Annotated in this window: 31 protein-coding genes and 1 riboswitch; of the genes, 26 read left to right on the top strand and 5 right to left on the bottom strand. The window is 48.9% G+C overall.

What is annotated here, in order from left to right; genetic code table 11:
- Positions 1-241: 241 nt before the first annotated feature.
- From VA597_RS04620 to VA597_RS04495, 26 genes are all read left to right on the top strand, one after another.
- A complete protein-coding gene (locus VA597_RS04620; protein WP_326975346.1) occupies positions 242-3,514 on the top strand; it encodes an S-layer homology domain-containing protein in 3,273 nt (1,090 codons plus the stop codon).
- 77 nt (positions 3,515-3,591) lie between these two features.
- Positions 3,592-4,335: a hypothetical protein gene (locus VA597_RS04615; protein WP_326975345.1), complete on the top strand. Its 744-nt coding sequence runs from the start codon at positions 3,592-3,594 to the stop codon at positions 4,333-4,335.
- Entirely contained in the window at positions 4,319-5,767 is a 1,449-nt protein-coding gene (locus VA597_RS04610) for an ATPase, T2SS/T4P/T4SS family (protein WP_326975344.1), read from the top strand. Before VA597_RS04615 ends, VA597_RS04610 begins: the two co-directional genes overlap by 17 nt.
- A 1-nt stretch (position 5,768) precedes the next feature.
- Positions 5,769-6,689, top strand: a complete 921-nt coding sequence (locus tag VA597_RS04605) for a type II secretion system F family protein (protein ID WP_326975343.1) — start codon at positions 5,769-5,771, stop codon at positions 6,687-6,689.
- Between the two features lie 6 nt (positions 6,690-6,695).
- Positions 6,696-7,574 (top strand): hypothetical protein, encoded by an 879-nt coding sequence (locus tag VA597_RS04600; protein ID WP_326975342.1) that lies wholly within the window; start codon positions 6,696-6,698, stop codon positions 7,572-7,574.
- A gap of 386 nt (positions 7,575-7,960) precedes the next feature.
- Positions 7,961-8,164: a DUF6133 family protein gene (locus tag VA597_RS04595; protein WP_326975341.1), complete on the top strand. Its 204-nt coding sequence runs from the start codon at positions 7,961-7,963 to the stop codon at positions 8,162-8,164.
- A gap of 401 nt (positions 8,165-8,565) precedes the next feature.
- Entirely contained in the window at positions 8,566-9,066 is a 501-nt protein-coding gene (locus VA597_RS04590; RefSeq protein WP_326975340.1) for a zinc-finger-containing protein, read from the top strand.
- Between the two features lie 67 nt (positions 9,067-9,133).
- Entirely contained in the window at positions 9,134-9,736 is a 603-nt protein-coding gene (locus VA597_RS04585; protein WP_326975339.1) for a sigma-70 family RNA polymerase sigma factor, read from the top strand.
- The gene (locus VA597_RS04580) at positions 9,649-10,464 is read left to right on the top strand and encodes a hypothetical protein (RefSeq protein ID WP_326975338.1); all 816 of its coding nucleotides are present in this window, start codon (positions 9,649-9,651) and stop codon (positions 10,462-10,464) included. The genes VA597_RS04585 and VA597_RS04580 overlap by 88 nt, the downstream gene beginning before the upstream one ends.
- On the top strand, positions 10,451-10,963 hold the full coding sequence (locus VA597_RS04575) for a hypothetical protein (protein WP_326975337.1): 513 nt from the start codon (positions 10,451-10,453) through the stop codon (positions 10,961-10,963). The genes VA597_RS04580 and VA597_RS04575 overlap by 14 nt, the downstream gene beginning before the upstream one ends.
- Before the next feature lie 73 nt (positions 10,964-11,036).
- Positions 11,037-11,669 (top strand): hypothetical protein, encoded by a 633-nt coding sequence (locus VA597_RS04570; protein WP_326975336.1) that lies wholly within the window; start codon positions 11,037-11,039, stop codon positions 11,667-11,669.
- Positions 11,670-11,918: 249 nt separating this feature from the next.
- Complete coding sequence (locus VA597_RS04565; RefSeq protein WP_326975335.1) at positions 11,919-12,347, top strand: single-stranded DNA-binding protein; 429 nt, start codon at positions 11,919-11,921, stop codon at positions 12,345-12,347.
- A gap of 124 nt (positions 12,348-12,471) precedes the next feature.
- Positions 12,472-13,281, top strand: a complete 810-nt coding sequence (locus VA597_RS04560) for a hypothetical protein (RefSeq protein ID WP_326975334.1) — start codon at positions 12,472-12,474, stop codon at positions 13,279-13,281.
- Between the two features lie 41 nt (positions 13,282-13,322).
- On the top strand, positions 13,323-14,396 hold the full coding sequence (locus VA597_RS04555; RefSeq protein ID WP_326975333.1) for a DUF932 domain-containing protein: 1,074 nt from the start codon (positions 13,323-13,325) through the stop codon (positions 14,394-14,396).
- Between the two features lie 39 nt (positions 14,397-14,435).
- A complete protein-coding gene (locus tag VA597_RS04550) occupies positions 14,436-15,269 on the top strand; it encodes a hypothetical protein (RefSeq protein ID WP_326975332.1) in 834 nt (277 codons plus the stop codon).
- A 92-nt stretch (positions 15,270-15,361) separates the two neighbouring features.
- Positions 15,362-15,901 carry a sigma-70 family RNA polymerase sigma factor gene (locus VA597_RS04545; protein ID WP_326975331.1) on the top strand — a complete coding sequence of 180 codons (540 nt, stop codon included), beginning with the start codon at positions 15,362-15,364 and terminating at the stop codon, positions 15,899-15,901.
- Between the two features lie 131 nt (positions 15,902-16,032).
- Positions 16,033-16,272, top strand: coding sequence for a hypothetical protein (locus VA597_RS04540; protein WP_326975330.1), 240 nt, complete (start codon positions 16,033-16,035; stop codon positions 16,270-16,272).
- 334 nt (positions 16,273-16,606) lie between these two features.
- On the top strand, positions 16,607-17,281 hold the full coding sequence (locus tag VA597_RS04535; protein WP_326975329.1) for a YkgJ family cysteine cluster protein: 675 nt from the start codon (positions 16,607-16,609) through the stop codon (positions 17,279-17,281).
- A gap of 30 nt (positions 17,282-17,311) precedes the next feature.
- Positions 17,312-17,491 (top strand): hypothetical protein, encoded by a 180-nt coding sequence (locus tag VA597_RS04530; RefSeq protein WP_326975328.1) that lies wholly within the window; start codon positions 17,312-17,314, stop codon positions 17,489-17,491.
- Positions 17,484-17,777: a hypothetical protein gene (locus VA597_RS04525; protein ID WP_326975327.1), complete on the top strand. Its 294-nt coding sequence runs from the start codon at positions 17,484-17,486 to the stop codon at positions 17,775-17,777. Before VA597_RS04530 ends, VA597_RS04525 begins: the two co-directional genes overlap by 8 nt.
- Positions 17,770-18,288, top strand: a complete 519-nt coding sequence (locus VA597_RS04520) for a hypothetical protein (RefSeq protein WP_326975326.1) — start codon at positions 17,770-17,772, stop codon at positions 18,286-18,288. Before VA597_RS04525 ends, VA597_RS04520 begins: the two co-directional genes overlap by 8 nt.
- A gap of 55 nt (positions 18,289-18,343) precedes the next feature.
- Entirely contained in the window at positions 18,344-19,327 is a 984-nt protein-coding gene (locus VA597_RS04515) for a class I SAM-dependent methyltransferase (RefSeq protein WP_326975324.1), read from the top strand.
- 152 nt (positions 19,328-19,479) lie between these two features.
- Positions 19,480-19,899, top strand: coding sequence for a DUF6809 family protein (locus VA597_RS04510; RefSeq protein WP_326975323.1), 420 nt, complete (start codon positions 19,480-19,482; stop codon positions 19,897-19,899).
- Between the two features lie 231 nt (positions 19,900-20,130).
- Positions 20,131-20,631 (top strand): adenylosuccinate lyase, encoded by a 501-nt coding sequence (locus VA597_RS04505; protein WP_326975322.1) that lies wholly within the window; start codon positions 20,131-20,133, stop codon positions 20,629-20,631.
- 27 nt (positions 20,632-20,658) lie between these two features.
- Positions 20,659-21,018 carry a DUF4313 domain-containing protein gene (locus tag VA597_RS04500; RefSeq protein WP_326975321.1) on the top strand — a complete coding sequence of 120 codons (360 nt, stop codon included), beginning with the start codon at positions 20,659-20,661 and terminating at the stop codon, positions 21,016-21,018.
- Positions 21,019-21,030: 12 nt separating this feature from the next.
- On the top strand, positions 21,031-21,201 hold the full coding sequence (locus VA597_RS04495) for a hypothetical protein (RefSeq protein ID WP_326975320.1): 171 nt from the start codon (positions 21,031-21,033) through the stop codon (positions 21,199-21,201).
- 161 nt (positions 21,202-21,362) lie between these two features.
- On the opposite strand, the gene VA597_RS04490 is transcribed toward VA597_RS04495, so the two are convergent.
- The 5 genes from VA597_RS04490 to VA597_RS04470 all read right to left on the bottom strand — a co-directional run bounded on the left by VA597_RS04490 (position 21,363) and on the right by VA597_RS04470 (position 23,784).
- Positions 21,363-22,124, bottom strand: a complete 762-nt coding sequence (locus VA597_RS04490; RefSeq protein WP_326975319.1) for a hypothetical protein — start codon at positions 22,122-22,124, stop codon at positions 21,363-21,365.
- Entirely contained in the window at positions 22,105-22,377 is a 273-nt protein-coding gene (locus VA597_RS04485) for an AbrB/MazE/SpoVT family DNA-binding domain-containing protein (RefSeq protein WP_326975318.1), read from the bottom strand. Before VA597_RS04485 ends, VA597_RS04490 begins: the two co-directional genes overlap by 20 nt.
- Positions 22,378-22,538: 161 nt before the next feature.
- A complete protein-coding gene (locus VA597_RS04480) occupies positions 22,539-22,862 on the bottom strand; it encodes a helix-turn-helix domain-containing protein (protein ID WP_326975317.1) in 324 nt (107 codons plus the stop codon).
- A 332-nt stretch (positions 22,863-23,194) separates the two neighbouring features.
- On the bottom strand, positions 23,195-23,377 hold the full coding sequence (locus VA597_RS04475; protein ID WP_326975316.1) for a helix-turn-helix domain-containing protein: 183 nt from the start codon (positions 23,375-23,377) through the stop codon (positions 23,195-23,197).
- Positions 23,374-23,784 carry a sigma-70 family RNA polymerase sigma factor gene (locus tag VA597_RS04470; protein ID WP_326975315.1) on the bottom strand — a complete coding sequence of 137 codons (411 nt, stop codon included), beginning with the start codon at positions 23,782-23,784 and terminating at the stop codon, positions 23,374-23,376. The genes VA597_RS04475 and VA597_RS04470 overlap by 4 nt, the downstream gene beginning before the upstream one ends.
- Positions 23,785-24,195: 411 nt before the next feature.
- A riboswitch (cyclic di-GMP riboswitch) is annotated at positions 24,196-24,289 on the bottom strand.
- Positions 24,290-24,441 lie beyond the last annotated feature (152 nt).

Here is a 24,441-nt window from a genome sequence, read left to right as displayed (position 1 = left end):
CGTTGGACCAGTGAAACCCACTGAGCCGGTGAAGCCCACTGAACCGGCGAAACCTGCGGAACCCCCAGCGTCCACGCCTCCGGTACAGCCAACCCCACCCGCGAAACCGAATGATCCAGACAATTCCGATAACGGTGGGTCAGGCAGCCATCACAGCTATCCTGCTGCCGTGGTGGAGATTATCATCCCGGAATACAGTTATGCCGACAGTGAATTTCAAGTAAAAACGACTTTGCAAAATGTGAAATCATTGGAATGGGCAGTTTCCGAGGATGGGAGCGACGCGAAGCAAAGTGATTTTCTAAAAGGCACCCTTGACAAAGACGGCGGTAAAATCACGATCACCAAGCAGGGCAGCTACACGCTGACCGTCACCGCAAAGAATTATGGAGGCAGTACCTACACCTTCACGAAGAAAATTACGATCTATCCCGTGTTTGGCATCACCGTAACTACGGAGCCATATGCCCACACGGACCAGATATTCACCGTCAGCACCACCCTTTCCTATAATGTCACACAGCAGTTGAACTGGCACGTTTACAAGGATGGGAACGAGATGAAGTGGTCGGATGCCGTGACGGGGACGCTAACCAACGCGGGTGGCTCCATCCAAATCAAGGACAAGGGCAAATACACATTGAAAGCCACAGCTTACGACGAAACCAGCCGGCAATTTGCAGGAAAGGCGGAAGTTGAGGTGCTTCCGGTTGTTGAAATCAGCCTGCAAGCGCCCGAAACCGCCCACACAGATACCCCCGCGCTCCTTTCCGCAGAAACCAAAGAGCTGGGCGATCTGCAAATCGCTTGGAGCGCGGCAAAGGATGGAACGAAAACTGTTTTGTCCGACTGCACCGAGGGCAAGCTGGATAACCTGGGCGGCAGCATCCGCTTTAAGGAGCCGGGCGATTACACCATTACTGCCGCGGCGACGGACAAATCTGGCAGGACATTTACCGCGCAAACGGAATCGAAGGTCTATCCCGTTGCCGGTTTTTCCTTTACGCTTCCCGTAACTGCGCATACCGACGAGACGGTTCCGGTTTCCGTGCAATCCTCCGATTTACAGGATATGAAAGCCGAGTGGACAGTCCTTCATGACGGAGAGAGCGTACCGCTTTCCGACGTGCTGGAAGGAACGCTGACCAACGAAGGCGGTTCTATCCGATTCAGGGAGAAAGGCAGTTATGTCCTGAAAGCCACGCTTGTGGACGAAACCGGCCGTGAATACGGCTATGAGGCCGGTACGGTAATCTATCCCGTGGCCGAGACAGGCTTCTATCTACCGTCTATGACCCACACCGATACGGAGGTTGAGGTAAAAACCTCATTCAAGGATACGGACGGGCTGACCGCGATATGGGGCCTGACAAAAGACGGAACGGCGCTTTCGCTGGCTGACGGCTTTGACGGCACACTGAGCGACAGCGGCGGCGTGATCCGCTTCAAATCAGTCGGGGATTATGAACTGACCGCCACAGTAACCGACAGCACCGGCCGCAGCTTTACCTACACCGCGCCGGTCACGGTCTATCCGGTGATCACCGTTTCCATGGAACTGACGAAAGAGACGCATACCGACCAGACGGCGACGGCTTCCGTGAAACTCGACAATGCCGGTTCTTTGCCCGTTGTTTGGAGCATGAGCAAAAACGGCATCCCAGCGACTCCCGACAATACCCTGACCAATTTGGGCGGCGCGATCAGCTTCACCGAAATGGGAGAATATACTGTCACCGCCGCCGTAACGGACAAGGCGGGCCGCACCTTCTCGGACAGCAAAACGATCAAGGTATATCCGGTTCCAAAGATTGCATTTGACCTTTCGGGAGCTGTCCATACGGACGATGTGCTATCGGTCAATACTACCCTGACCGATATGGACGGACTGACGGCGGTGTGGTATGTGGACAATACTTACGGTTTTCAGGATTGGGATACCTACATCGACGGCAAGCTGGATAACAACGGCGGCTCTATTCGGTTTATACGTGCCGGTGTTTATGATTTGCAGGCACGTGCGACCGACGCAACCGGGCGAGTATTCCTATTTAACAGCGGAAAGGTAGAAGTGCTGCCGGTCCTCTCCCTGACCTTTGAACTTCCTGCTATCGGCTATACCGATACGCAGATCGACGTGCGAACCAGAGGGAACAACGGTGTCCTGCCGATTGAATGGACTCTGATGAAGAACGGCGAGATTATACCCTTGGATCAGGCGGTAAGCGGCTCCCTTAACGCACAGGGCGGCAAGATCCGTTTCACATCTGCAGGCGAGTACCGCCTAACCGCCAATATGTTTGACGCACTGGGCAGAGTGTTCAGCGCCAGCGAAATGATCAGCGTTTATCCGCTCTACAACTGCGATTTCACTATACCCAGTACCATTCACGCCGGGCGAAACTTTGAAGTTGCACCTGGCAGCGGTGCCAGTCTCGGCGGAAAGGCCATTACTTGGACTGCTGTCAAGGACGGACAAAGCGTTTCCGTATCCGACTATTTTAAGGGTACGCTGACCAACACCGGCGGTACAGTTCATGTGGACGTCCCCGGCAGCTACCAGCTTACCGCCACAATCACAGATGAGCTTGGCAGGTCGTTTTCTCATACGCAGACAATCATCCTGACCAATACCGCTCCATCCAAACCGACCGCTACGGCCAATGTGAACCGTGCTCAGCAGAGCAATGGGAAATACCTGGTCACACTTATGATGAACTGCACTGACCCGGACAGCGATCCCATCACCTATGAATATCAAGACAAAGCGGGCGATGATTACTACGCCCTTGGTACGCACACGGTTCAGGTTCGGGCAAAGGACGCTTACGGCGGTGTTTCGGATTGGACGTCCGTAACCTTTACCGTAGCCAATTCCACACCAACAACTCCGGTCATTACGCGAACGCCAAGCGGCAACAGTGTAGCGCCGGGTACTGCGGTCACCATTACCGCTTCCAGCACCGATCCGGACGGCGATGCGATCCATTATGTCTGGGAAGGAAGGCCGGCGGAGACCAGCACCGCCTATCCACTCGGAAAAAACACGGTTAGGGTTAAGGCTGTGGACAGCACGGGAGCAGAATCCCCGTGGGCAGCTATCGTGTTCTTCGTGGCCGACGCTTCGCATGGAGGTGGTATGATGCTGACCGGTCCTGAATCGGTTATTACTGAGAATGGCATAGAGGGTGCGACAATCACGTCATGGACATTCAACGTCCCGGCTGTTTCCGGGCACACCGCAAATTACGATTATGGTGAAGTCAGGGGTTACAACCAGTTGACCGGGCAATGGGAACGCCTAACGAATGTGTCGTTCAACGCTTCCATCGGTTCGTCATATGCCGCTACGGATGGTAACACTGGCCGCGTCTACAGTCACAATGGCGTGTACATGTACGGCTCGCTGAATCCTGGGATTTATACTAAGCTCCAATTTTATTATTACACCCCGCACGACTGCATGTATAACAAATCAAACATCACCTATTCCGTGGAGTTTTTCTTCGAATAAACCCTTTGTTACAGGGAGGATGCCCATTCCGGGTATCCTCCCTGATTTTTTATACAAACACAAGGAGGTATGACCTTATGTCCAAAATTATCGCAGTATGGGGCAATTCCGGCAGTGGCAAATCGGTATTCTGCTGCATTCTGGCGAAAGCTCTTACACGTTCCAAACAAAAAGCAATCATCATAAACGCCGACTCCAGTGTTCCCATGCTGCCGGTCTGGCTTCCCGAAGAGATCATTGAAACCAGCTCTTCGGTGGGCCAGGTGCTTTCTTCTCTTGATATTGACACCGCACTGGTGGCAAGCCATGTGACAGTACTGAAAGCCTATCCCTTTATCGGGCTTATGGGCTACGCCACCGGTGAAAACCCATTAACCTACCCGGAGCTACAGTACGAAAAGGCCAAGCAACTAATCTATGCTGCGGCAAAGCTGGTGGATTTTGTCATACTGGACTGCAGTTCCAGTATGACAAACCTGTTTACCCCGGCGGCGATCGAGGTGGCCGACCATGTTATCCGCATCCTGACACCGGATCTGCGCGGCGTTCATTATCTGAAAGCGCACCAGCCGCTTTTACAGGACGCCCGGTTCCGGTTTGACAGTCATATGACCTTTGCCGGCGTTGCACGGCCGTTTCATGCCATAGAAGAAATGGATCATCTGATCGGTGGCTTCGACGGTCTGCTTCCTTACAGTAAGGAAATTGATCGCTGCGCTACCTGCGGGGGAATGTTCAAAGCCATTGACTATTGCAGTTCCAAGTATTTGACGTCGCTCAGTAAGGTCATGGAGGTAGTGTGTGATGAACAAACTGAGTGATATCTTCTTCACCGCTGCCAGCGACGAGGGGGTTACCTACGAGCAGATTCTGGAGGATGTGCAGCAATACTGTACGGCCAACCATGCTTCCGAGTTGGCAGGTGATGACAATTCCGGCCAGGCGGTGGCCTTGCTGAAGGAATTTATTGAGCAGTATCTGACCAAACGCCGGTATGCCCTGGAGGGGCTGACCACCACCGAGCTTTGTGACAAGCTGTTTGAAGACATGGCCGGCTACTCCTTCCTCAAAAAATGGATTTATAAGCCCGATGTGGAAGAGGTAAACATCAACGCTTACAACGACATCGAGGTCATTTTCAGCGGCGGCCGCAGTATGAAGATCCCGGACAAATTCACTTCACCCCAGCAGGCTATCGATGTGACTCGCCGTATGCTTTCTGCCTGCGGGATGGTCATCGACGATACCATGCCCTCCATCATCGGATTCCTTGATAAAAACATCCGCATCTCAGTGGATAAAACACCTATTGTGGACCCGGAAGTAGGCATCGATGCCAGCATCCGTATCGTAAATCAACAGACCGTCAGTCGGGAAAAGCTGCTGAATTCCGGCAGCGCCACCGATGAGATGCTGGATTTTCTGACCGCCTGTATTCGGTATGGCGTGTCGATATGTATCGCAGGGTCCACCGGGTCTGGAAAAACCACTATCATGGCGTGGTTGTTGTCCAAAGTGCCAAACAATCGCAGGCTTATTACGGTTGAAGAGGGCAGCCGGGAGTTTAACCTGGTCAAACGGAACAAGGACGGCGAGATCATCAACAGCGTTGTCCATCTGCTGACCCGTCCCCATGAAAACCCAAGTATGGACATCGACCAGAGTTTTCTTCTGGAACGTATCCTGCGCAAGCATCCGGATGTCATCGGTGTGGGCGAAATGCGTTCCGCCAAGGAGGCGTTGGCTGCCGCAGAAGCAAGCAGAACCGGACATACGGTGGTTACCACCATTCACAGTAACAGTGCCTCGGCTACTTATCGCCGTATGATGACTCTGGCGAAAATACGCAACGCCATCGATGATGAAACTCTGATGCAAATCATGGTAGAAGCCTATCCAGTCATCGTATTTACCAGACAGATGGAGGATTGCTCCAGAAAAATCACTGAGATCATCGAAGGGGAGGATTTCGCAGGTGGCCAGCTGAAGTATCGCACCCTCTATCGCTACAACGTGGAGGATAATCGAATTAAGACCACTGTACATACCCGTTCGATACCCTCCTATCGTTTAGAAGAGGCAGCCTCGTTTGGAATCACAGAACTGCAGGACTCTTTTGAAGAGCGGGAGGTCGTAGAGGTAGTCGGGAGACACCAGAAAGTGCGGAATATCTCCGACACGCTAAAAAAGCGATTATTGGATAACGGCATCTCCGCAAAGGAACTGGCTGCGTTCATAAAGGAAGGTGATTGATATGCAATGGGTCTATCTGATTTGCTTTGCATTGATTTCCTTGGGGCTTTTTGCCCTGTTTGGTATCCGTTTAAACGATGTCCTTGCGGCGTTGTCGAGACGCAAATCCGTTACGCTGAGCGATGAACTGAAAGTCCTGACCGGTGCGCCGGCCAAAGGATTTTTTAACCGGGAATCCTATGAGGTCAAGCAGCTCCTAAAGTCGACAGGCCGGGAAAGCAAGTTTGATCTGATCAAAAAATCCTCGCTGATTCTGTTTGCAGCAGGCGCCGTGCTGGCCCTCCTTCTGGACAATGTCTACATGGTTCCCGTCATGGGAATTGGGTTTGCTTTGGTGCCTGTTTGGTATATTCGATCCACTGCAAACGTCTACAAAAAGCACCTCAACGAGGAGTTGGAAACAGCCATCTCCATTGTCACGACCTCTTATCTTCGGACGGATGATCTTGTACGCTCAATCAAAGAAAACCTGCCGTTTATTAACCCGCCAGTCAAAGCGAGTTTTGAAAGCTTCGTCTATGAAGCTGAAATGATTAACGCAAGCCTTATTTCAGCAATCAATTCTCTGAAAATGAAGGTGCCCAACCAGGTTTTCCACGAATGGTGTAACACACTTATCCAGTGCCAGTCCGACCGCACCATGAAAAATACGCTGCCTGTAACCATTCAGAAATTTTCCGACATTCGGGTGGTGCAGTCAGAGCTGGAGGCCATGATGGATGGCCCGCGCCGGGAAGCCATTACCATGATGTTCCTGGTGGTGGCCAATATACCGCTATTGTATTTTTTGAACAAAGATTGGTTTCACGCGCTCATGTTCTCCACGCCGGGTAAGATTGCCCTGGCACTTTGTGCTGGCATTATCCTCTTCGCCATCACAAGGATCATGAAGCTTTCGAAGCCAATTGAGTATAGGGGGTGACGAAAAATGATCATGCTTGTTATTCTGGCCTGCACCTTCTTTGGCGTGGCGGCTTATAACCTGAGCTGCGCCTTTGTGGACGTTCCCACCGGAAAGACCTCCAAGGCGATGCTTATGACCCGCAAGCAACACGGGGTGAAAAACGAGAAGTTGCTGGAGGTCTATATCACCCGCATTGCGTCTTACTTCGAGCCGTTTATAAAGCTGGACCGCCTCAAAAGGGCCAAGCTGCAATCGGTCCTAAATATTGCCGGTGTGAATCTGAGCCCTGAGGTTTATGTTCTCAAAGCCTATGTGACCGCTGTACTGACCGCCCTTTGTTCCGTACCACTGTTTTTCATCCAGCCCCTCTTTGCCATGGTTGTAATCGGGCTGGCGGTGACGCTGTGGTTCTCCACTTATTACGCGGCTTTTGATTATGTGAAAAAACGCAAAAAGATACTGGAGGCGGAGATTCCACGGCTTGCGCTGACCATTGCGCAGAACCTGGAGAATGACCGCGACGTACTGAAGATTCTGACATCTTACCGCCGCATCGCTGGAAAGGAACTGGGCTATGAGCTGGATCAGACCATCGCCGACATGCGAACCGGAAATTACGAAAATGCGCTGCTCCATCTGGAGGCCAGAGTGGGCAGCACACTGCTTTCTGATGTGGTAAGAGGATTGATCGGCACCCTGCGCGGTGACGACCAGCATATGTACTTCAAAATGGTTTGCTTCGACATGCGGCAAATCCAACAATCCAACCTGAAAAAAGAAGCCGCCAAACGCCCAAAGCAGATCCAGAAGTACTCCATGATGATGCTTTTTTGCATCATCATCATTTACGCCGTGGTTTTGAGTACCGAGGTCATCGGCTCCATGGGTGCTTTTTTTGGATAACGCCGGACCGGCGTTTTTATATAAGCTTTTGAAAAAGGATGGTGACTACCTTGTATCCGACCGGATTTTCTTAGTTCAGCCCCGATCTGGAACGTCGTGAAATGGCTCTTGCCGGTATCGCCAGGCGGGGCCATTCTTTTTGTCTAACCCCAACGATAAGGAGAGCCCTATGAAAAAGCCGAAACATAGGCGCAGGCAGGGGCGGCGCAGATTTCGCCGCCTTCCCTTCGTGACCTTTGAATACCAACAGAGTAAGCCGGCCGCATATCCGGAATGTCCTCTGAGCAATAAAAATAAGTTTCTGCGACCGATCCATCGAGCGTAACCCCTTTTATCACTATCCGCTTCAAGCAGGCATTTAAAATATCGATTAGGAGGATAATTTCATGAAACAGATGATCAAAAACCTTTCCAGTAAGGCCAAACTGGCGCTTTGCAATCAGCGCGGAGATTTTTACATCTCAGACGGAGTCAAGGTTATTATTGCAGTTGTTTTGGGTGCGCTGCTTCTGGGTGCTATGACGATGCTCTTTAACGACACCATTATTCCCAAGATCACCAAGGCAATTACGGATTTGTTTGGCAATTAAACCTTTGGGGCGGCTGATACGAAAAAATCAGTCGCCCCTCTGTTTCTGTTTTTAGGTTTTTAAATGTGCGGTAATGGAGGTGAGATCCTTGTGTCAAAGCAAATGTAAATGGTATCCCTTTCTGCAGGCGGTTCGAGGCAATTGGAGAAACGCTTTGTTCATCAATTGCTCCAACTGTCCTTATCGGCAGCAGCCCTGTCCTGGCTTTTTCCTGGCCGCCGATGCGGAGGGAAAGCCTCTCATCGTGCCTGTAGGTGCATTTCAGGAAATAACCGGGCAGAAGATTGAACCGGAGGAGTGTCACGGTTCCTTGAGCCGGCAGGTTTTTGAAGATGCCTTTTCCCTATACCTGGAATGGTATACGGCAAGCACAGAAAAATGTCCGCTTTGGCAACTCTGCAATGAAAGCATGCAGTGCTGTATCGCTGCAAACGATCGTGACGATTGCTGCTAATACGCAAACGAACTGTAATCGGCTTGTATTGGAGGTGATAATTTTGAAACGAATTCAAATAAAATGTCCTTATTGCGGAGCTCAGGCGGTGCTTCGCCCGGCCAGTGTGGTATATGGCAAGGAGACAAAGTCAAAGGAATCTTATTTATATGTCTGCTCCCGATGGCCTCAATGTGACGCTTATGTCGGCACTCACAGGAAGGACCTCAGTCCGATGGGAACGCTGGCAAATGGTGATCTTCGCCATAAAAGAATTTTGGCGCACAAAGCGCTTGAATCTCTGTGGAAAAGCAGCCGAATGGAAAAGCGGCAGGCGTATGTCTGGCTGCAAGCAAAGCTGGGGCTGAACAGCCAACAGACCCATATTGCAAAATTTTCAGAGTTTATGTGCGATCAGGTGATTGCCGTATGTTCAGAGGCAGCGCGGTCACAGCGGCCGGCCGCCTGAACGAATCCAATCAGAAGGGTTGAATCATGAGTTCACACTTTGCTTATTACAAAACGAGGTATCCACCATGAAAAAAGACGTTCCGCTTACTCCCTCCCAGCGGATTCTGGTTGAAGACCATCTATCCGTTGTTGGCTGGGTTATCTTCCATTATATTAAGGTAAACGAAACCATCTATGGCTTTTCATACGATGATCTGTATCAGGAGGGCTGTATCTGGCTTTGCCGGGCTGCAGTCTCTTATGACGCATCCGTCGCCAAGTTTAAGACTTACGCCAAAACTGTTATCCGAAACGGTCTGATCTCCTATTGTCGTACTATGTGCAAAAAGCAAAAGCGGATGCTCTTTCTTACCTGCGAACAGGGCTGGCTTCTGTTGGATGGACAAAAGCTGGCTACCCAAGAAAATGATTTCGATGCAACGTTCTCCTATCTTGAGGTCATTTCCCTATTGGAGCCTTTGAAAAGAGTATACAAGGGTGTTGCCCGATTGGGCATCGAAGCACTGCAATTGAAAGTCCAAGGTTTGAGCGTTTCAGAGATTGCCTGTCATTATGGTGTAAAGCCTTCCCATGTCGGCGCATGGATTTCGCGCGCCGCCCAGAAGTTGCGCGACAATCCGTCCTTTCTCACGGCACTGGATCGGGAATTTTGGAAAAGAAGTCAGTAACGACCATAAAGGATAGAAAAGGAGGTTTTTCCATGGACACAATGCTTTATACTGCCGTCGGTCGTTTTGAGAAACGTTCCGATGGCCATAAACTTTCCCACCCGGTTATTATCATCCATAAAAAAGAATATTCCGTGGACATTCAGGAGATGGTCATATGGGCTTCGCTAAACTGGCGGATTCTGAAACGAGAGGAAATTGAACGGTTTTATGAAAAATCCCTTTTAAAAACCGGATTTTCTGAAAATCGCTCCTGCCCGGAGTGTATAGATCGTCTGTTGGTTCGTGGCTTGATTGTCTCCGGTTCGGGCAATACTGGATTTGAAGCCCTGTATGATCTCCTGAACAATCTTTACATTGTCCCCGCCACCGGACGCTTTGGGCTCCGACTGTTATTTTTTCTGAAGCTGACGTTTTGGGATGGGATTTCGTTTTCCTCCACAAGGCAGCTACTGCAAAAGGACAGCAGAAACGCCGAAGAGGAACGGATCATGCGCCTTTCAAAACAGGCAATGCTCTCTACCGCAGAGCTCATTAAGTGTGTAGAGCAAGGCGTACAGGACCTGTCCACTGAAAAAAAGATACTCGCCGCGCTTTATGATGACGATGACACCACCAGCGACAATATTGGGAGCCTGATGCAGGTCAGCCGCAGCAAAGAACCGGTAACGCTGGCGGTTGCCAATCTGTATCTTCGCAAGCAGATTATCTTTTTTGAAAGGATTTGACTCTATGAAAAACTTTCCTCCGGTCTTGGTTCACAAGTGGCTATACACTTTAGCTGTGGGAATGGGCTGCCTTGGCGTTGGTGTTGCTTATTATCTTGTTACCGACGACGGTGTTTTGCTAATGCTAAGCAGTCTGGTCTTTGGACTTAGTTTGGTGCGAAGCATTCTCCTTTACCGGACGATTTTCCGTCAGGACTATGAAACGGTGGTGGGAACCTGTGTTGCCATTACTACACTGCCCTTGCGGAAATGCCGCCGAATCAAAGTCATGGATGACCAAGGGATCGTGAATACTTTATTGCTGGCAAAGCAAGCCAAAATCAAAATCGGGTATCAGTATCGCTTTTTCTTCAAAAAAAATGTTCCATCCTATCTGGGAAGCGAATATTTTGACACGGTTCTGTCCACAGATTCCTTCCTTGGATATGAGGAAATAGGGAGATATCCGGAAAAGGATTCTGACGACTTTTCTGTGGCAAAAGAAAAAGCTGAGAAATAAGTTTTATGTTTTGCAGAATAAAAGGCCACCATCCCCTGTTTACGTAGCAGAGGACACAGGAAGGAGGAATTTTATGTATAAGCCGCATACCGTCGAACAATACAAAATTGTCCAATACCTCAAGGAAGATCAGCACTTTGTCATGGATCATTTTATACTTTCCCCCTTATCCCGCTCGTCGCTGCTGTTGGAAGACCGCACAAGGGCACAGCTTGCCTTCTCATATTTTCAGGGCAGCGTAACGGAAATCCCCGTACCGGTGCCGCCTGATCCAAACGAGGTGCTGGCCTTCATCCGGAAATTCCGGGCCGACCCTGCCCGACCCCGTCTTCGGAACCTGGAAGAGATCACCCAATGGTGGCACAAAACGCCCAATCCGCTGCGCTATCAGCAAGCCCTGAGTTTGCCGGACGACCTGTATCGTCATTTTCTGACACACCCGCTTTATTCCGAAGAAACGGTGCGCCAAATCATAGCAAAGAAATATGTGACAGAAGAAGAATACCTCGGCATCCGCCTCTGGTACCGCAATGAAAATTCACCGCATTGCTGGCTCGGCCCTCTGGGTGTTGACGGAACAGGCAATCTCTACGGCCTGACCTTTCGGTACAAGCTGCCCAACGCGGAAGAATTTGTTTTTTATGTGACGGACGACTATTTCCGTTTTATGAATAGAGGGAAATCGTTGCATTGTTCAAGGACCTGATACTATATATTGTTATTTAACGGCTTGACAATCGCAATATATAGTTGTATACTATATTTGTAATTGATTCTTGTGCGTTTCCCTTTTGGGATTGCAAACCTTATGGTTTGTATGGCGACAGAAGTTCGCATTGCACACGCTGTTAAGTTTGTATGAGTGCCAGTAGTATAACCGCGCCCTTTGGCGTCCGGTTGATTGCTGGTACTTTTTTATATAGATATCAAGGCCGATCTGGCAGAAAGGAGCGTTATGTCTCAGCTATTTGTAATCGGTCGTGTGACGGCGGACCTGGAGCTTCAGGAAAGCACAAACAAGACCGCCTATGTCCGGTTTGATCTGGCCGAAAATATCGGCTATGGTGAAACAAGGCACCCGCAATATTATCAGGTGTGGGCATGGGCCGGGGATGCCATGCATCTCCTCAGGCAAAGAGTGAAAAAAGGCAGCCTGATTTGGGCTTCCGGCTCTCTAATACTGGAAACCTACGTCAAAAAGGACGGTACCACCAAGGACAAGCGCCTGAAACTCACTTTGGACAACTGGGGTTATGTGCCGGTTGGCAAACCCGTTTCAACGGCACAAAATTTCGAAGATGACCCCGTGGCTTCACCCTCTCCCACCGATAGCCTACCGCACGTTGGCAAAATTGACGGGGACAGGGAAGCCCTGCCGGATTGATTCTGCGATCCGGCTCTCCCGAAGAGGAACTGTATCATGTTTTTCAGAAAGAACACTGAAGACATGGTGCAGTTCCTCTTTTTTTGTTTTCAGGCAAAACTTCAAAGAAAGGACGGTAAAACAAATGAAGCAATACAAAGCCCTTTGGGGCAGTATTTCCATTCTTCTGGGCGCGGTCATTGCGATTCTGGCTTTGGTTCGCGGTTTGTGGCAGGTCTGGCTTCTTCTTGGGGTCATTTCCTTATGGGGACTCTGGGTAGTGGGTATTTTGCTCCTGCCCTATCTGAAGAAGGCAAAACGCTACAAGCTCCGCCGAAAGCAAAAGCAGAAGAGACTGGAACAAGGAATTATAGGAAACACTTATCAGATCCCTGAGATCAACGATCCGATAAACCTGATTCTTCTGCGACATGTCAATCACCGCATTTCCGCTTATCTGCGGGCGGCTTATCCTGACGCAAAATGGGAATGGTGTGAAAAAGATCCTGAAAAGCTGGCAACGCATGGCGGTACCGGTAGAATCCGTGTCTTTGGGATTCCAGACTTCAACTACGCGGAAGTCAAGCTCGACCAGCAGGCGCATATCAGTTGCACCATGGTGAAAATCGTACCGCTTTCAGAACTACAGAGCGGTACGGTGGACGGGGCTGAACTGCCTCCCAACCAGCAACCGGTTGATCCGCAGATCTGGTATGAAGTCCAGGGACGCCAGGTTCTGGAGGACCTGATCGCAGACCTGCACTCCCGGGGACACAGCAGCCTGACGCTGAAAGAAGACGGCGAAATCTGCGTCCGGGAGGACGATCAGGAAGTCTCGCAGGAATCTTTCAAAAGTTTTCCGGCCAAAGTCTATTGGCCCCGGCTGGTACAGGTTTTTGAAAAAGAAGGGCTGGCAGCTTCCGTCACTGCATCCGGAATCGAGGTGTCATGGTAAGGAAGTGTCAAATGTACGAAAGAAAGGAGTAGAAAACCCGAATGAAAAGTGGCCTGAACATTGAACAGATGGCAGCAGAGATTATGCGCCAGAGCAAAGCGAAGGAAGATTACATTGTGAATACCAAAAATCTTTCCTTCGAGCCCTGCGGCGACCAGCTTCTGATGCGGGTCGTCGGCGATGATGGCATTGACCGAATTGAACCGCTGGATATCAAGCAGACTGCCCATCGGCAGATAGGAACGCATTTGAGCATTCCAGCCAAATATTATGACAGGATGCTGGAATCCTACCCGGAGTTGTTGTCCCAGAATGTCAACGCCTGGTTCCAACGCGAACCCTCCACTCGGATGCTTCGAACACTGGACGGATCCGCCCGGGCATTTCTCAGCAATCGCTATCGCCGGCTTGACAATCTGGAAATAGCGGAGGCGATCCTGCCCATCATCGGAGAAATGCAGGACGCTCGGTTTGAGTCCTGCCAGATTACAGAGAGCAGGATGTACATTAAAGTGGTCAACACACGGCTGGAAGCGGAGGTCACCCCAGGCGACATTGTGCAAGCCGGGATGATTATCAGTAACAGCGAGACTGGTCTCGGCGCGGTCTGCATACAGCCTCTGGTGTTTCGTCTGATCTGCAGCAATGGAATGGTAATAAACGACGCTCAGACCCGCCGCAACCATGTGGGAAGGGTCAACTCCAACGATGAAAATTTCCTGCTCTACTCGGATAAGACGCTGGAGGCCGACGACCGGGCTTTTTTCCTGAAAATTCAGGATACGGTAAAGGCCGTTGTTGAGGAAGCAAAGTTTGCTACCGTTGTGAATCAGATGCGGGAAGCGACAGGTGCGCGGCTCAATACTGCGGATGTGCCCGGTGTGGTAAAGCTTGCAAGCCGTGAATTCGGCATCTCCGATCATGAGAGCGAAGGCGTGTTGCAGTACCTCATCGAAGGGAATGACCTAACCCTTTATGGCCTTTCCAATGCGGTAACACGACACAGCCAAGATATCGATGATTATGACCGAGCAACCGATCTGGAAGGAATCGGGTACAACATTCTGACCATGCCCCATCAGCAGTGGAACAGAATCAATCAAGTGGCCGCCTGATAGATCGGCCATTTTACTAAATTATTAGGAGGAATTGCTATGAGTAACCAGAATGAAAACGCCATGATGGAAACGGACCGTTTCGTCCTTCCCGCGATGATCAAGGGGGAATTCTCGAACGAGGAGTTGGCCGAGGATATGGATGGTCTCCAGCTCAGCTTTCAGCGTGTAAAAATTCCGGCCGGCGGTGCCCTGCAGTTTGAAATTCCGGGAGACGATCCGGAGAATCCGGACTACACGAAGGCCCTGGAAGGAGTTATCCTCTACAATCATGCCTCCTGCGCTTATTGGCCGGAAGGCAGCGAATTTGATGAGAATACCGCCCCTCTGTGCTCTTCCGTAGATGGCAAGCTGGGAATTGGTGAGCCTGGCGGCACCTGCGTATCCTGTTCCCTCAATCGCTTTGGCACTGCTCCGGACGGTAAGGGTGGAAAAGCCTGCAAGAACATGCGGATATTGTATTTTCTCCGTGACGGTGAGTATATGCCGCTGCAGGTAACGCTCCCGCCCACTAGTATCAAGCCGTTTCGTGAATTTTTCAATGCTGCTTTTGTGTCGCGCCACCGCGGGACCTGCGGGAGTGTGATTCAGATCGGTCTCAAACGGGCAAACAACGGCAGCAACGATTACAGCGTCGCCACTTTCCGCAAGCTTTACGATTTCACCGGCGAGCAACTGGCGCAAATCAAAGCTTATGCGGACAGCTTCAGGGAACAGGTCAAGCTGGCTTTGCAGCAGCGTGCTGCCGCCACCGAAGACCAGTTTGACGATGGTTGTGACTACAGCGGCTATGACCAGCCAGCCCAGGAAACGGACGATCATTTCAGCATTGCACAGCAGATTGACGGCGACCGGGAAGATCTTCCGGCCTAACTGTTTTTGATACGGCCCTTTCGCCGTATACCATGTTCATCAGGACACTCCGGTTCAGGCCGGGGTGTCCTATTTTTTTAGGAGGAATCAAAATGTTAAAAGAAGTGCCATTAACTTCGGAACAAAGGAAGTTTGCAACGAAACATCACAACCTGATCTATTCTTTTCTCAATGAAAACCATCTTCCAGAAGATGAGTATTACGACGTGGTCGTTTTTGGGTATCTACGGGCTGTAAGAAGATATTTTGCCGAGGACAATCTTAAGTCATTTTCCTTTACAACCATTGCTTGGAGTTGCATGAGATGTGATCTGATGAACTACTACAAAACGCAGAACTGCCAAAAGCGCAATGCGGAGATCGTGAGCATTCATGTCAGCCTGTACGGTGGCGATCTGCCGCTGGAACAGACAATCTCTGCCCCGGATACGCTGATGCAGCAATTTGAAACCGAACTGCTTCTGCACGACCTTGCCAAACGTGTTTCCCTTCAACAGATGGATGCTGTGCGAATGAAGTCCAATGGCTACGGCGTGCGGGACATTGCGCGCAGCCAAAAGACTACCATCAAGCAGGTGCGTGAGCTGCTGGAAAATGCTCATAGTGCCTTACTGGAGCTATGCTGTGAATAAACTGGAGATGGTGTTAAAGATACTGTCTATTTAGGCACGAAGACGCACAATTTGAAATGAAAAGCAAGATAGAGATCCTTGACATTGAGGTGGATGCCTTAAAACAACAATTGAATTGGAGGCTGTAACGAATGAAGGAAGAAAAAAAGAATGTCCATCTGACCGGAACGCTGTTGTATCCGATCACAGTAGGCAGAGGGGCCGTCGTGTTCTCGGGTGGTCAGGTGATCCATACGTCCAGGGTAGTAGCTGTCCATGAACAAACGATAAAGCAAATCAGCTTTGAGACGCTGCATACCCACTACACTCTGACGCTGGGCCCTTTTCCGTTGGCGGGTATGAATCCGCTCGCTTTGGAAACGGCCGCGTAGAGACCTTAAAGTGAGTCGGTAAAACAGGTGCCGAAAGGACCTGGAGCTCTACGAGTTGGAAGGCCATGGCAGGAGATATGCTTGTCATGGCCTTTTATCGCAAAACTTAAAAGGGAGTGAATGTCATGATAATTTTTAGTACGGGTGATAGGGTTCGCCTCACGGAAAAAGTGCTTCACCCCGGGTTTCGCAATGTGTGTGGGACTGTGATAAAGACCGTAAAATCCCGTGGCGTTGTGGTAATCTGCTGTGATAACGGAAAGCGTTATGAAGCTTTGCTGAAAAATGTAGAAAGAAAGCCTGACTCGGAATCGGAAGCAAAAGAGGGATTAAGATGAATTTTGAAGGATATCAGGTCCGACCCGTCCGCACAAAGGACTGGGTTACGTTCCACTGCCAAAGATGCGGCGCGTGCTGCCGCCACTTGGAACAAAAGGTCATGCTGGAAAGCCTGGATGCTTTCCGGCTGGCAAAATTTTTGAAAAAGCGCGGGGATGATGTCACTGGCATGGACGACGTGCTCGACCGATATGCAACGCCTGTTCCGCTGGCGGAGGGATATCCGATCTTCGTGCTGCAGGTCGCCGGTTCGGAAGACGCCTGCATTTTTCTAAAGGATGGCGGGTGTAGCGTGTATGAAGCCCGGCCGCGCGTGTGCAGGCTTTATCCGTTTACTGTGAGCCCCGGAACAAAAGGCAGGGATTTTGAATATCTGCTCTGCACCGAGGCGCCGCACCATTTTGCCGATGGCCGGGTCCTGGTCAACGACTGGATGTATCAGAACTTTAAGCGGGAAGATAAAGAATTTGTAAAGCAGGAGTACGATTTTGCCCGGGATATCGGACGTTGCCTGCGTCAGCTCAGCAGCAGCCGGCTGAGTCAGGCTCTATTCCCGATTTTGTACTACCTCTATTCAAATTACGATTTAGAAAAACCATTTCTGCCCCAGTACGACCGCAACCTTGACAGTTTGATAAAGGAGCTGCGGGAGTTGATAAACGGGCGGTGATTTTGGTGGAAAGGAGTTGCCATGTATGCTTTGGAACGGTTGGTTTTTCAGGGCACGGAATGCTGCCCGCAGTACCGCTGGAAACAGCTTGCGGTATGCGCCAATGAGAAGCTGTTGAACAAAATCAAAGATAAGCAGCGGCATCCGGAAGAGTGGCGTATCAGTCCTCTTGCCGATGCCGTAGAAGAAAGGCGGGATAAAAGTGCCTAAACCCAGAGAGATTTACACCGTAGTTACAACCAGCGCCGATGCCGATCAGGGATGTTTTCAGGAGCCTACTCCTGCCGGAAGCTATTTTTCATTTCAAGGGGCCCAAGCGGAACTGGCCCGACTGATTGAGGAGGAAAAAGAAACGCTGGATACGGCGCGATACGATACGGAAGAATGGAACGATACCGTCTGGTACGCTTATCAGGAAGGATATGCTGCGGCATGCTTTGTCCGCATCGAAGTCATAACCTCCCTGCTCATGGATGAGGAGGGTACCGATGGCTGAAATTAGAATCAGAGAACCGAGCTGTTCTTCCTGCGAGGCCAATTATCGCCACTCCGGCCTTCCGCAAAAAAAATACGGCGTTATGCTCCATGAATTTGAACGGTACTGCATCGGCAGCAAACGGGCTCGGATGTTCAAAAAAAGGGATCCTGTGATAAAGGCCCCCGACTGGTGTCCAAAACGGATCTTTCCGCATAAGGTCCGTGTTTTTGATTTCAAAAGTGGCGATGACTGGTTCATGTTTGAAGATCTTTGCCTAACGCTGAAAAAGGAACTGCCCCCTGAAGCGCATCGATACGAAGTTATCGCCCAAACAACAACTGAATTGTCCGCAAAGGAGTTTTGGGCACAGTGTGGCCTTGACGCAGGGCCAAAACTTTTAGGGGTTAATGTACCAAGGCACGGGATCGTTGAAATTGACGATGGCCTGCTTCCAAATTATTTTTTCCTTTGCGAGAGCGGCTATCGGTACGAACCCTATTTCACCCCGCCCGCATCAACATCTAAATGAACAAGGCGGACACATCACCTATCTGCAAATCTGATTGATTTGAAGGGAAACGCCTATGAACAACATCAGTATGAAAATCGAGAATCAGATCGCAAGTCTGGAGAAGAAAATCACAAGATTAAGCGGAGACTACAAAACTAACACATGGAAACGGCAGCAGGAACAGCTCTACCGGGACCGCATCATCGAAAGGTATAGGGCTCAGAAGCAGATGTTGGAATATCTCGGAGAAGAGGCCGCCTGCCGTGAATTAACGCAGTTGGAGAAGGCTCTGATCACCGGTGCATTTTATGAGAATATGCGCTCGTACTCTGCATCTGCCGTATATGCCAAAGAACATCCCCACAGCCACTCCCGGCTCCAATTCCCGGCAAAGGACAGTACGGCGGCGGTACGTCTGCTGAAAGCCGGCATCAAGGATACAGAGGCCATGGTTCAGGCCATCGATTATTATGACGGCCTGATGTACAAAGCGACCATTCCGCCCGACTTGAACGCCAAACGTATCCGGGATCTGTCCTTTCGAGCCCGACTTCATCAGAAAGGCGATATCCAGTTTACACCGGTCCCATTGGTGTCTCAGCTTCTGCAGTTGGCGTCGGTGAATGAAACCAGTCATGTGCTGGAGCCTGAAGCTGCCATCGGCAGCATTGCGGATGAAGCTAAGAAAATTACGCCCCATGTGGACTGCATTGAAATTGCCCCTGACTTCCGGGAAGTGCTGGGGTTAAAAGGGTATCGGATCATAGGACCCGATCTGTTTGATCTGGAACCACAGCCCGTATATGATGCGGTACTGATGAATCCACCATTCAGCGAGGAATGCCATCATATCCAGCATGCGTTCCAGTTCCTGAATCCCGGTGGGACACTGGCCGCCGTATGCAGTGTGCGGGTCAGGCAGTCTGATAAAAAGGAGTATGTTGAATTCCGTGACTGGCTCCAACAGTACCGGCATCATTTCATTGCTCCGGCAAAAGGTGATTTTGAGATGACCGATATGCAGGTATTACTGCTGCAGATTCATAGAGCGGCATAAGCTCCGAAAAGGCTAAGATTGCTGCCAAACGCAGCCAACTGCGGGTTCTATACACACTATCCAAGACTACCCGAAAGAATATTATTTCAGGGGCTGCGGAGCGATGATTTTTCCTCTACAGCCCTATTTTATAAAAGTAGGAGGCAAAGAGAATGAATTTTTATGAGACCAGAGCCGGTCACACTTTTTATGAGTACCAACTTCCACAGCTGATCTCGACCTTGAAAGAGCTGACCACCGCCATAACACAGGCTAAGGCAAAGTTTTCGGTCCGCCTTCCTGCCGATGTTCCGCCAGATTTCCTCAAAGAGCTGTATTACGGCAATTTTGAGCCGGACATGCAACAGGATGCCGCCCAGCTGCGGGAATACAATAAGCCGGTGATGGAGAGCCAGAAGCGCCTCAAAAAACTGCTCGCTCCGGAAGTCTGGGAACAGGTGGAGGAATACCGACGCTCAATAGATATTCGAACCAGTTTTGAGCTTGAGCAGGCTTTTGAAACAGGTTTTCGCACCGCTGCCAAGATGATTGCCGCGGGGCTTTCTGCGCCGCCCTGCAATGAAAAGGGGTAGGATCAGCATGAATAGAAAAAGCATACAGAACGCTGAAAAACAAGCCCTTCCGTATCAAAAACATCTGCACAGCGACAGGCATAAAGGGCGGTCGAAAGTCTATTCTACCTGCCCAAACAAAATTCGCTCGTTTAAAGGCTTTCGGGTGGCTCATATCGGAGTCTGCGAAAAATGCCGCTGCTTTCGGCGCGGTTAGCAGAGTATTCTGAATTTGCATGGAGGTGTTACTGGATGGGTCGAAAATATCTAAGGCCGGACACAGAAGGCTATCTGTTGGAAGCTGAGGCCTGCAAAGAGGCAATTCGGGAATTAGAACGCCTGGCCGCAAAACTGGAGCGTAAGGTCGCACGGGAAAAGGCCAAACGGCAGACAGAGTTCGCGCAGGTCATGGCGTATCGAAGTGAAATCGAAATACAAGATGATTACGGCTACGGCTTTCTGACGGAACGCCAGTATGACCATTACCTTGAACTTTTTCGTGCAGGGAGTGAGGCCATGGAAAATCATCCTCCCACTGTAGTCGAAATTGCAGAAAAAGTTGTCCGGCGTGTGATCAGAGATATCTTTGAGGATCAACAAGAGTGGCAGTTTTCCGCACTTTCTCCGGAACAGCAGGAAGCGGAACGGAAACGTGCGGAGCAGGCTCAACTTGAATGGAAGCGAAAAATAGCAGAAATCAAAAAGCGGCGTGGCATTTTTGATAATGATGAAAACACATCTGCAGGAAGTTAAGACTATATTCATAGAAAGGAGCTTTATATGAAATTGTACGATTTAAAGAAATACGGCTCCGTTCATCCGCTGCAACTGGAAGTCTGTACATATCCCGAAGGCAACCTTGCCATTACGATGACCACATGGGAAGATGGTGCTCCTGAACCCTGGGATACGCTGACGGTAAATCTTGATGGTGTTCGGAAGCGGGAGTGTGCCTTTATTGATACAAATAATAATGGGCAGGAGATACTGAAATGGATTGCAGATCACAAATTAGGTGTCCCAACAGGGCTGCTGGGGTTCAGCGGTTACTGCGTATATCCTGAGTATCATTTTTTCCCTGATGCTTTAAAAGAAATGGACCCCGAAGGATATACGGAATATCAGAGTCAACAGAAATGAGGAGAAGATTGCATGAAAACAGGAACATGGACGGCGGCCTTTACTATTTACGTAGAAGGAACAATGGTCGATTTTACTGAACTCTCTGAAGACAGCCAACTGCACATTTTGAGGCTGCTCAGTCAAGGCTTCACCAGCGGTGAAGTAATTGAACATGATGGCGAGGCGAGAGAAGTATCCTGACAAGGACGGCCGAATAACATAAGTTACGAAAAAGCCACTGACGGTATACATTTGACTTATCAGAAGGCAACAGTACGCATATAAAAAGAGAGTCCAAAGTTAAAACTGGCTGACTAAGCAAAACGGCAGCTCCACATTTGGGAGTTGCCGTTTTTTGCTTATCACGCTGTTTCATTCGGAAAATTCAATGGTTGCAGTGCCTCGGTCAATACTGCTGTTTCTGCGACAATCGGATTTCTTTCTAAAGCAGGATCTGCATTGTAATCTGCAACGTAGACAGGAAAGTTTCTGCAGAGGAACGTGTGCAACGCAGGTTCGGAAACAATCAGCTTATGTAGCTCTTCATGATAATCTGCCAGTTCAAAAACCGGAATCGCACTGGTATGGGAATCGTAAAACCAATAATCTTTCATCTCGGTGCCAAATTGCTGTGCAACGATAGAAAGCTCACTAATCTCAATCGGATCACTGATTCCCAGCAGCCATTTTCCATCCGACTTAGCGAAATATACTCCGTTGCAGACTTTAATAAAGCCCTCCACAATCCCCACCGGCGTTTCATTTGGAGGCGGGTAAGCACCAAAATATCCGCTTATATCGATTTGTCCCATCTGCCGGAATTCTAACAGCTTTTCCTGAAATGCCTCCTTTTCCTTATTATTGCAACTATGTACTAAACGGTATTTAAGGAGCTCGTAATCAACAATGTTCATGGCTGCCCCGGCAAGGAAAAAAAGTAAGTCGCCATACTCAACGCCAAAAGCTAATGCCTTTTGCGACAGGACTTTACCATTATAGTCTTTCGGTACAACATAACCTTCATTTCTCTTACCGCTCATAAAATATACATCTGGAAACGGCATCTCGTAATATTGAATTTCTCCCAAAACCGTTTCATCAACTTTAATCGATTTTGTCAACATGAAAACTCTCCTTTCTCCTGCTGATTTTCTCAATACAGGCACTACACAACGACTTTCCATTTTCTGTCCATATGGTTTTGTTTGAACCACATAGAATACAATGACAGGTGGATTCTCGCAAAATCACATTACCATCGTCATCCAAAAGAACATCCATCGGCGTGCCTTCGATAAGGCCAAGGATACTCCGCAGTTCCTTTGGCAGAACGATGCGTCCCAAGCCATCCAGTTTTCTAATCCCAACCGCTCTCATCTTAAACTTCCTTTCTTTAAGCCAAATATGTATTATACTAATACTATAAGTATCAGTATACAAAATTCAGATGTCGAATGTGCAAGAATAATAATATCAAAAACAAAAAAGTCTGCGGAAAAATTCGCAGACTTTTTGTTCCGTATTTTGTTATAGAATTTTTATTTTGCAATTGCTACCATCGCTTCAATTACTTTAAAAACCCGTTCCCTGTCTTCAGCAGTCATGGTGTCTATCTCCTCGGATAATTTGGATGCCTTTATTTTATAGCCATTCCGTAGAACGTCAACCAATAAAAGATCAGCCGAGACATTCAGCGCGTTTACGATATCCACAAAAACTTCTAAACTCGGAGTCCTAACACCTCGCTCAATTGTGGAAATATAGATTGTGCTTAATCCAAGCTTTTCAGCAAGCTCCTCCTGACTCATTCCGGCAGTTTCTCTATATGCCTGTATACGACGTCCAATGCTTTTCCTGTCCATTTAGCTCCCTCCCTCCATTGTATTATTATATTACTATTAGTATCAGTATAAAGGAGAGGAAATATTTGAACAGAAACCAAATGTGTTTCTATAATACCAATAGTATTACAATCGCTATTTTTAGTGAAGAAAAGAGATGTACAGCTCCAGATGTTTTGATATCCCATTCCAAATTAATCAGGCAGACCGTCGCAGGACTTTCAGAATATCTTGTGTTACAACTCAATAGAATATATGAGGAAACGCCTGACCCAGTTTGCTTTACTTTAAGCAAACCGGGCGCTTCTTTGGCATTCCGAGGCCCCGAAAATCATGGCTCCCTTCCTCTTACTTTAGATCCTAATTACTTCAATACAATGCATAAAAACCATGCATAGCTCTTGATACAAATCCTCATCAAAAACACCGTCCACGGTAGATTCTTTGAGAAGTAAGGGCTTGTACATCTCTATCAGTTTTTTTATAGCAAAGTCTTCATTATCCTTTGCCAGAAGCAGCAACTCTTTGAAATTCATTCCTTTTTACCTCCTAATTCGTCGCGTAGTTTTCTAATCAGTCTGTAGTAAATAGAAGTTACAGTTTTATAGCCGATTCCAATTTCGTCAGCAATCTCCTCAAAGGAACGCTCATCTGATATCTTCATGATCAAGATTCGGAAGTCCCGCTTCTTGAGTTGTTCAAGCGCCTGATGAAGTTCTTTGTTTTCAAGTTGCTCCAAGAGTGGCAATTGAGATGTTATATCCTGCTCGGGCTGAAGTTCTTCTCGAATTTCCTGGTTATCCAAAGGCATTTCATTACTCAATCGCCTGAATTTAGCCCGTAAATACTGTATTTTTTTTCTATGTACTGCTGTTACGAGATAGGCTGTAAATTGATTTTGCAAGACATTGGATTCCCCAATGCCATTATTATATCGTTTCATGTTTTTCCTCCAAATTCTGAATTTTTTAGGGAATCCAAAATTTGGAGGGGGGGATCGACAATGTGCCGGTTTCGACGATTTTTTACAGCAATGGGAAAGGCATAGCTCGATATGTGTCTTTAACGATCGGAGTAACAACTTTCTTGTCGGCAATAAAAAAACAGCACTTTGCCCAAGTAGGCAAAGTGCTGTTTTTTTATATTGAATTGGTGGAGAATCTTCGTATGTACGAAGTGCCTCTTCCTTATTTCAACCTCCCAAAAAGCTGGAAACAGGTAATCATATAGGGGACTCCTTTTTCCTTTAGAGCATGGCAAAAACCAAGTATCTGATACCCCAGAATTATCCGTCAAAAGTCACATATATTGCAAAAGCCTGCCCTCATAAAAAGGGCAGGCCTTACGCGTAACTTCCGGCAGCCAGGCTATCGTCATGTTGTAAAACCAACATTTTAGATCCTGCGGCTTTGCGTCGCCGCCTTTCAGCGGTTTTGCCCTTGTGACTCTCTTTTCTTTTATAATTCTGCGTTTTATCTGGCTTACCAAAACGACACCTCTCTTTCCAGCCTTTTTTGGCAGTACAACCTCCAACAGTACAGTTCTTGTGCGCTTACAGCACTTCCGCAGAGGGTCCAGCAGGCTCTGGCAGAACAGCTCC

This window comes from Caproicibacter sp. BJN0012 (assembly GCF_035986805.1).
Classification (GTDB): Bacteria; Bacillota; Clostridia; order Oscillospirales; family Acutalibacteraceae; genus Caproicibacter.
Note: the sequence above shows the minus strand (reverse complement) of the source record. Positions and strands in the feature narration are given on the sequence as shown.

Excerpts from the sequence above, each read along its gene's own strand:
- VA597_RS04615 (WP_326975345.1), top strand. The coding sequence starts at position 3,592 with ATGTCCAAAATTATCGCAGTATGGGGCAATTCCGGCAGTGGCAAATCG.
- VA597_RS04610 (WP_326975344.1), top strand. The coding sequence starts at position 4,319 with ATGAACAAACTGAGTGATATCTTCTTCACCGCTGCCAGCGACGAGGGG.
- VA597_RS04605 (WP_326975343.1), top strand. The coding sequence starts at position 5,769 with ATGCAATGGGTCTATCTGATTTGCTTTGCATTGATTTCCTTGGGGCTT.
- VA597_RS04600 (WP_326975342.1), top strand. The coding sequence starts at position 6,696 with ATGATCATGCTTGTTATTCTGGCCTGCACCTTCTTTGGCGTGGCGGCT.
- VA597_RS04595 (WP_326975341.1), top strand. The coding sequence starts at position 7,961 with ATGAAACAGATGATCAAAAACCTTTCCAGTAAGGCCAAACTGGCGCTT.
- VA597_RS04590 (WP_326975340.1), top strand. The coding sequence starts at position 8,566 with ATGAAAGCATGCAGTGCTGTATCGCTGCAAACGATCGTGACGATTGCT.
- VA597_RS04585 (WP_326975339.1), top strand. The coding sequence starts at position 9,134 with ATGAAAAAAGACGTTCCGCTTACTCCCTCCCAGCGGATTCTGGTTGAA.
- VA597_RS04580 (WP_326975338.1), top strand. The coding sequence starts at position 9,649 with ATGGATTTCGCGCGCCGCCCAGAAGTTGCGCGACAATCCGTCCTTTCT.
- VA597_RS04570 (WP_326975336.1), top strand. The coding sequence starts at position 11,037 with ATGTATAAGCCGCATACCGTCGAACAATACAAAATTGTCCAATACCTC.
- VA597_RS04565 (WP_326975335.1), top strand. The coding sequence starts at position 11,919 with ATGTCTCAGCTATTTGTAATCGGTCGTGTGACGGCGGACCTGGAGCTT.
- VA597_RS04560 (WP_326975334.1), top strand. The coding sequence starts at position 12,472 with ATGAAGCAATACAAAGCCCTTTGGGGCAGTATTTCCATTCTTCTGGGC.
- VA597_RS04555 (WP_326975333.1), top strand. The coding sequence starts at position 13,323 with ATGAAAAGTGGCCTGAACATTGAACAGATGGCAGCAGAGATTATGCGC.
- VA597_RS04550 (WP_326975332.1), top strand. The coding sequence starts at position 14,436 with ATGAGTAACCAGAATGAAAACGCCATGATGGAAACGGACCGTTTCGTC.
- VA597_RS04545 (WP_326975331.1), top strand. The coding sequence starts at position 15,362 with ATGTTAAAAGAAGTGCCATTAACTTCGGAACAAAGGAAGTTTGCAACG.
- VA597_RS04540 (WP_326975330.1), top strand. The coding sequence starts at position 16,033 with ATGAAGGAAGAAAAAAAGAATGTCCATCTGACCGGAACGCTGTTGTAT.
- VA597_RS04535 (WP_326975329.1), top strand. The coding sequence starts at position 16,607 with ATGAATTTTGAAGGATATCAGGTCCGACCCGTCCGCACAAAGGACTGG.
- VA597_RS04520 (WP_326975326.1), top strand. The coding sequence starts at position 17,770 with ATGGCTGAAATTAGAATCAGAGAACCGAGCTGTTCTTCCTGCGAGGCC.
- VA597_RS04515 (WP_326975324.1), top strand. The coding sequence starts at position 18,344 with ATGAACAACATCAGTATGAAAATCGAGAATCAGATCGCAAGTCTGGAG.
- VA597_RS04510 (WP_326975323.1), top strand. The coding sequence starts at position 19,480 with ATGAATTTTTATGAGACCAGAGCCGGTCACACTTTTTATGAGTACCAA.
- VA597_RS04505 (WP_326975322.1), top strand. The coding sequence starts at position 20,131 with ATGGGTCGAAAATATCTAAGGCCGGACACAGAAGGCTATCTGTTGGAA.
- VA597_RS04500 (WP_326975321.1), top strand. The coding sequence starts at position 20,659 with ATGAAATTGTACGATTTAAAGAAATACGGCTCCGTTCATCCGCTGCAA.
- VA597_RS04495 (WP_326975320.1), top strand. The coding sequence starts at position 21,031 with ATGAAAACAGGAACATGGACGGCGGCCTTTACTATTTACGTAGAAGGA.
- VA597_RS04490 (WP_326975319.1), bottom strand. The coding sequence starts at position 22,124 with ATGTTGACAAAATCGATTAAAGTTGATGAAACGGTTTTGGGAGAAATT.
- VA597_RS04485 (WP_326975318.1), bottom strand. The coding sequence starts at position 22,377 with ATGAGAGCGGTTGGGATTAGAAAACTGGATGGCTTGGGACGCATCGTT.
- VA597_RS04480 (WP_326975317.1), bottom strand. The coding sequence starts at position 22,862 with ATGGACAGGAAAAGCATTGGACGTCGTATACAGGCATATAGAGAAACT.
- VA597_RS04475 (WP_326975316.1), bottom strand. The coding sequence starts at position 23,377 with ATGAATTTCAAAGAGTTGCTGCTTCTGGCAAAGGATAATGAAGACTTT.
- VA597_RS04470 (WP_326975315.1), bottom strand. The coding sequence starts at position 23,784 with ATGAAACGATATAATAATGGCATTGGGGAATCCAATGTCTTGCAAAAT.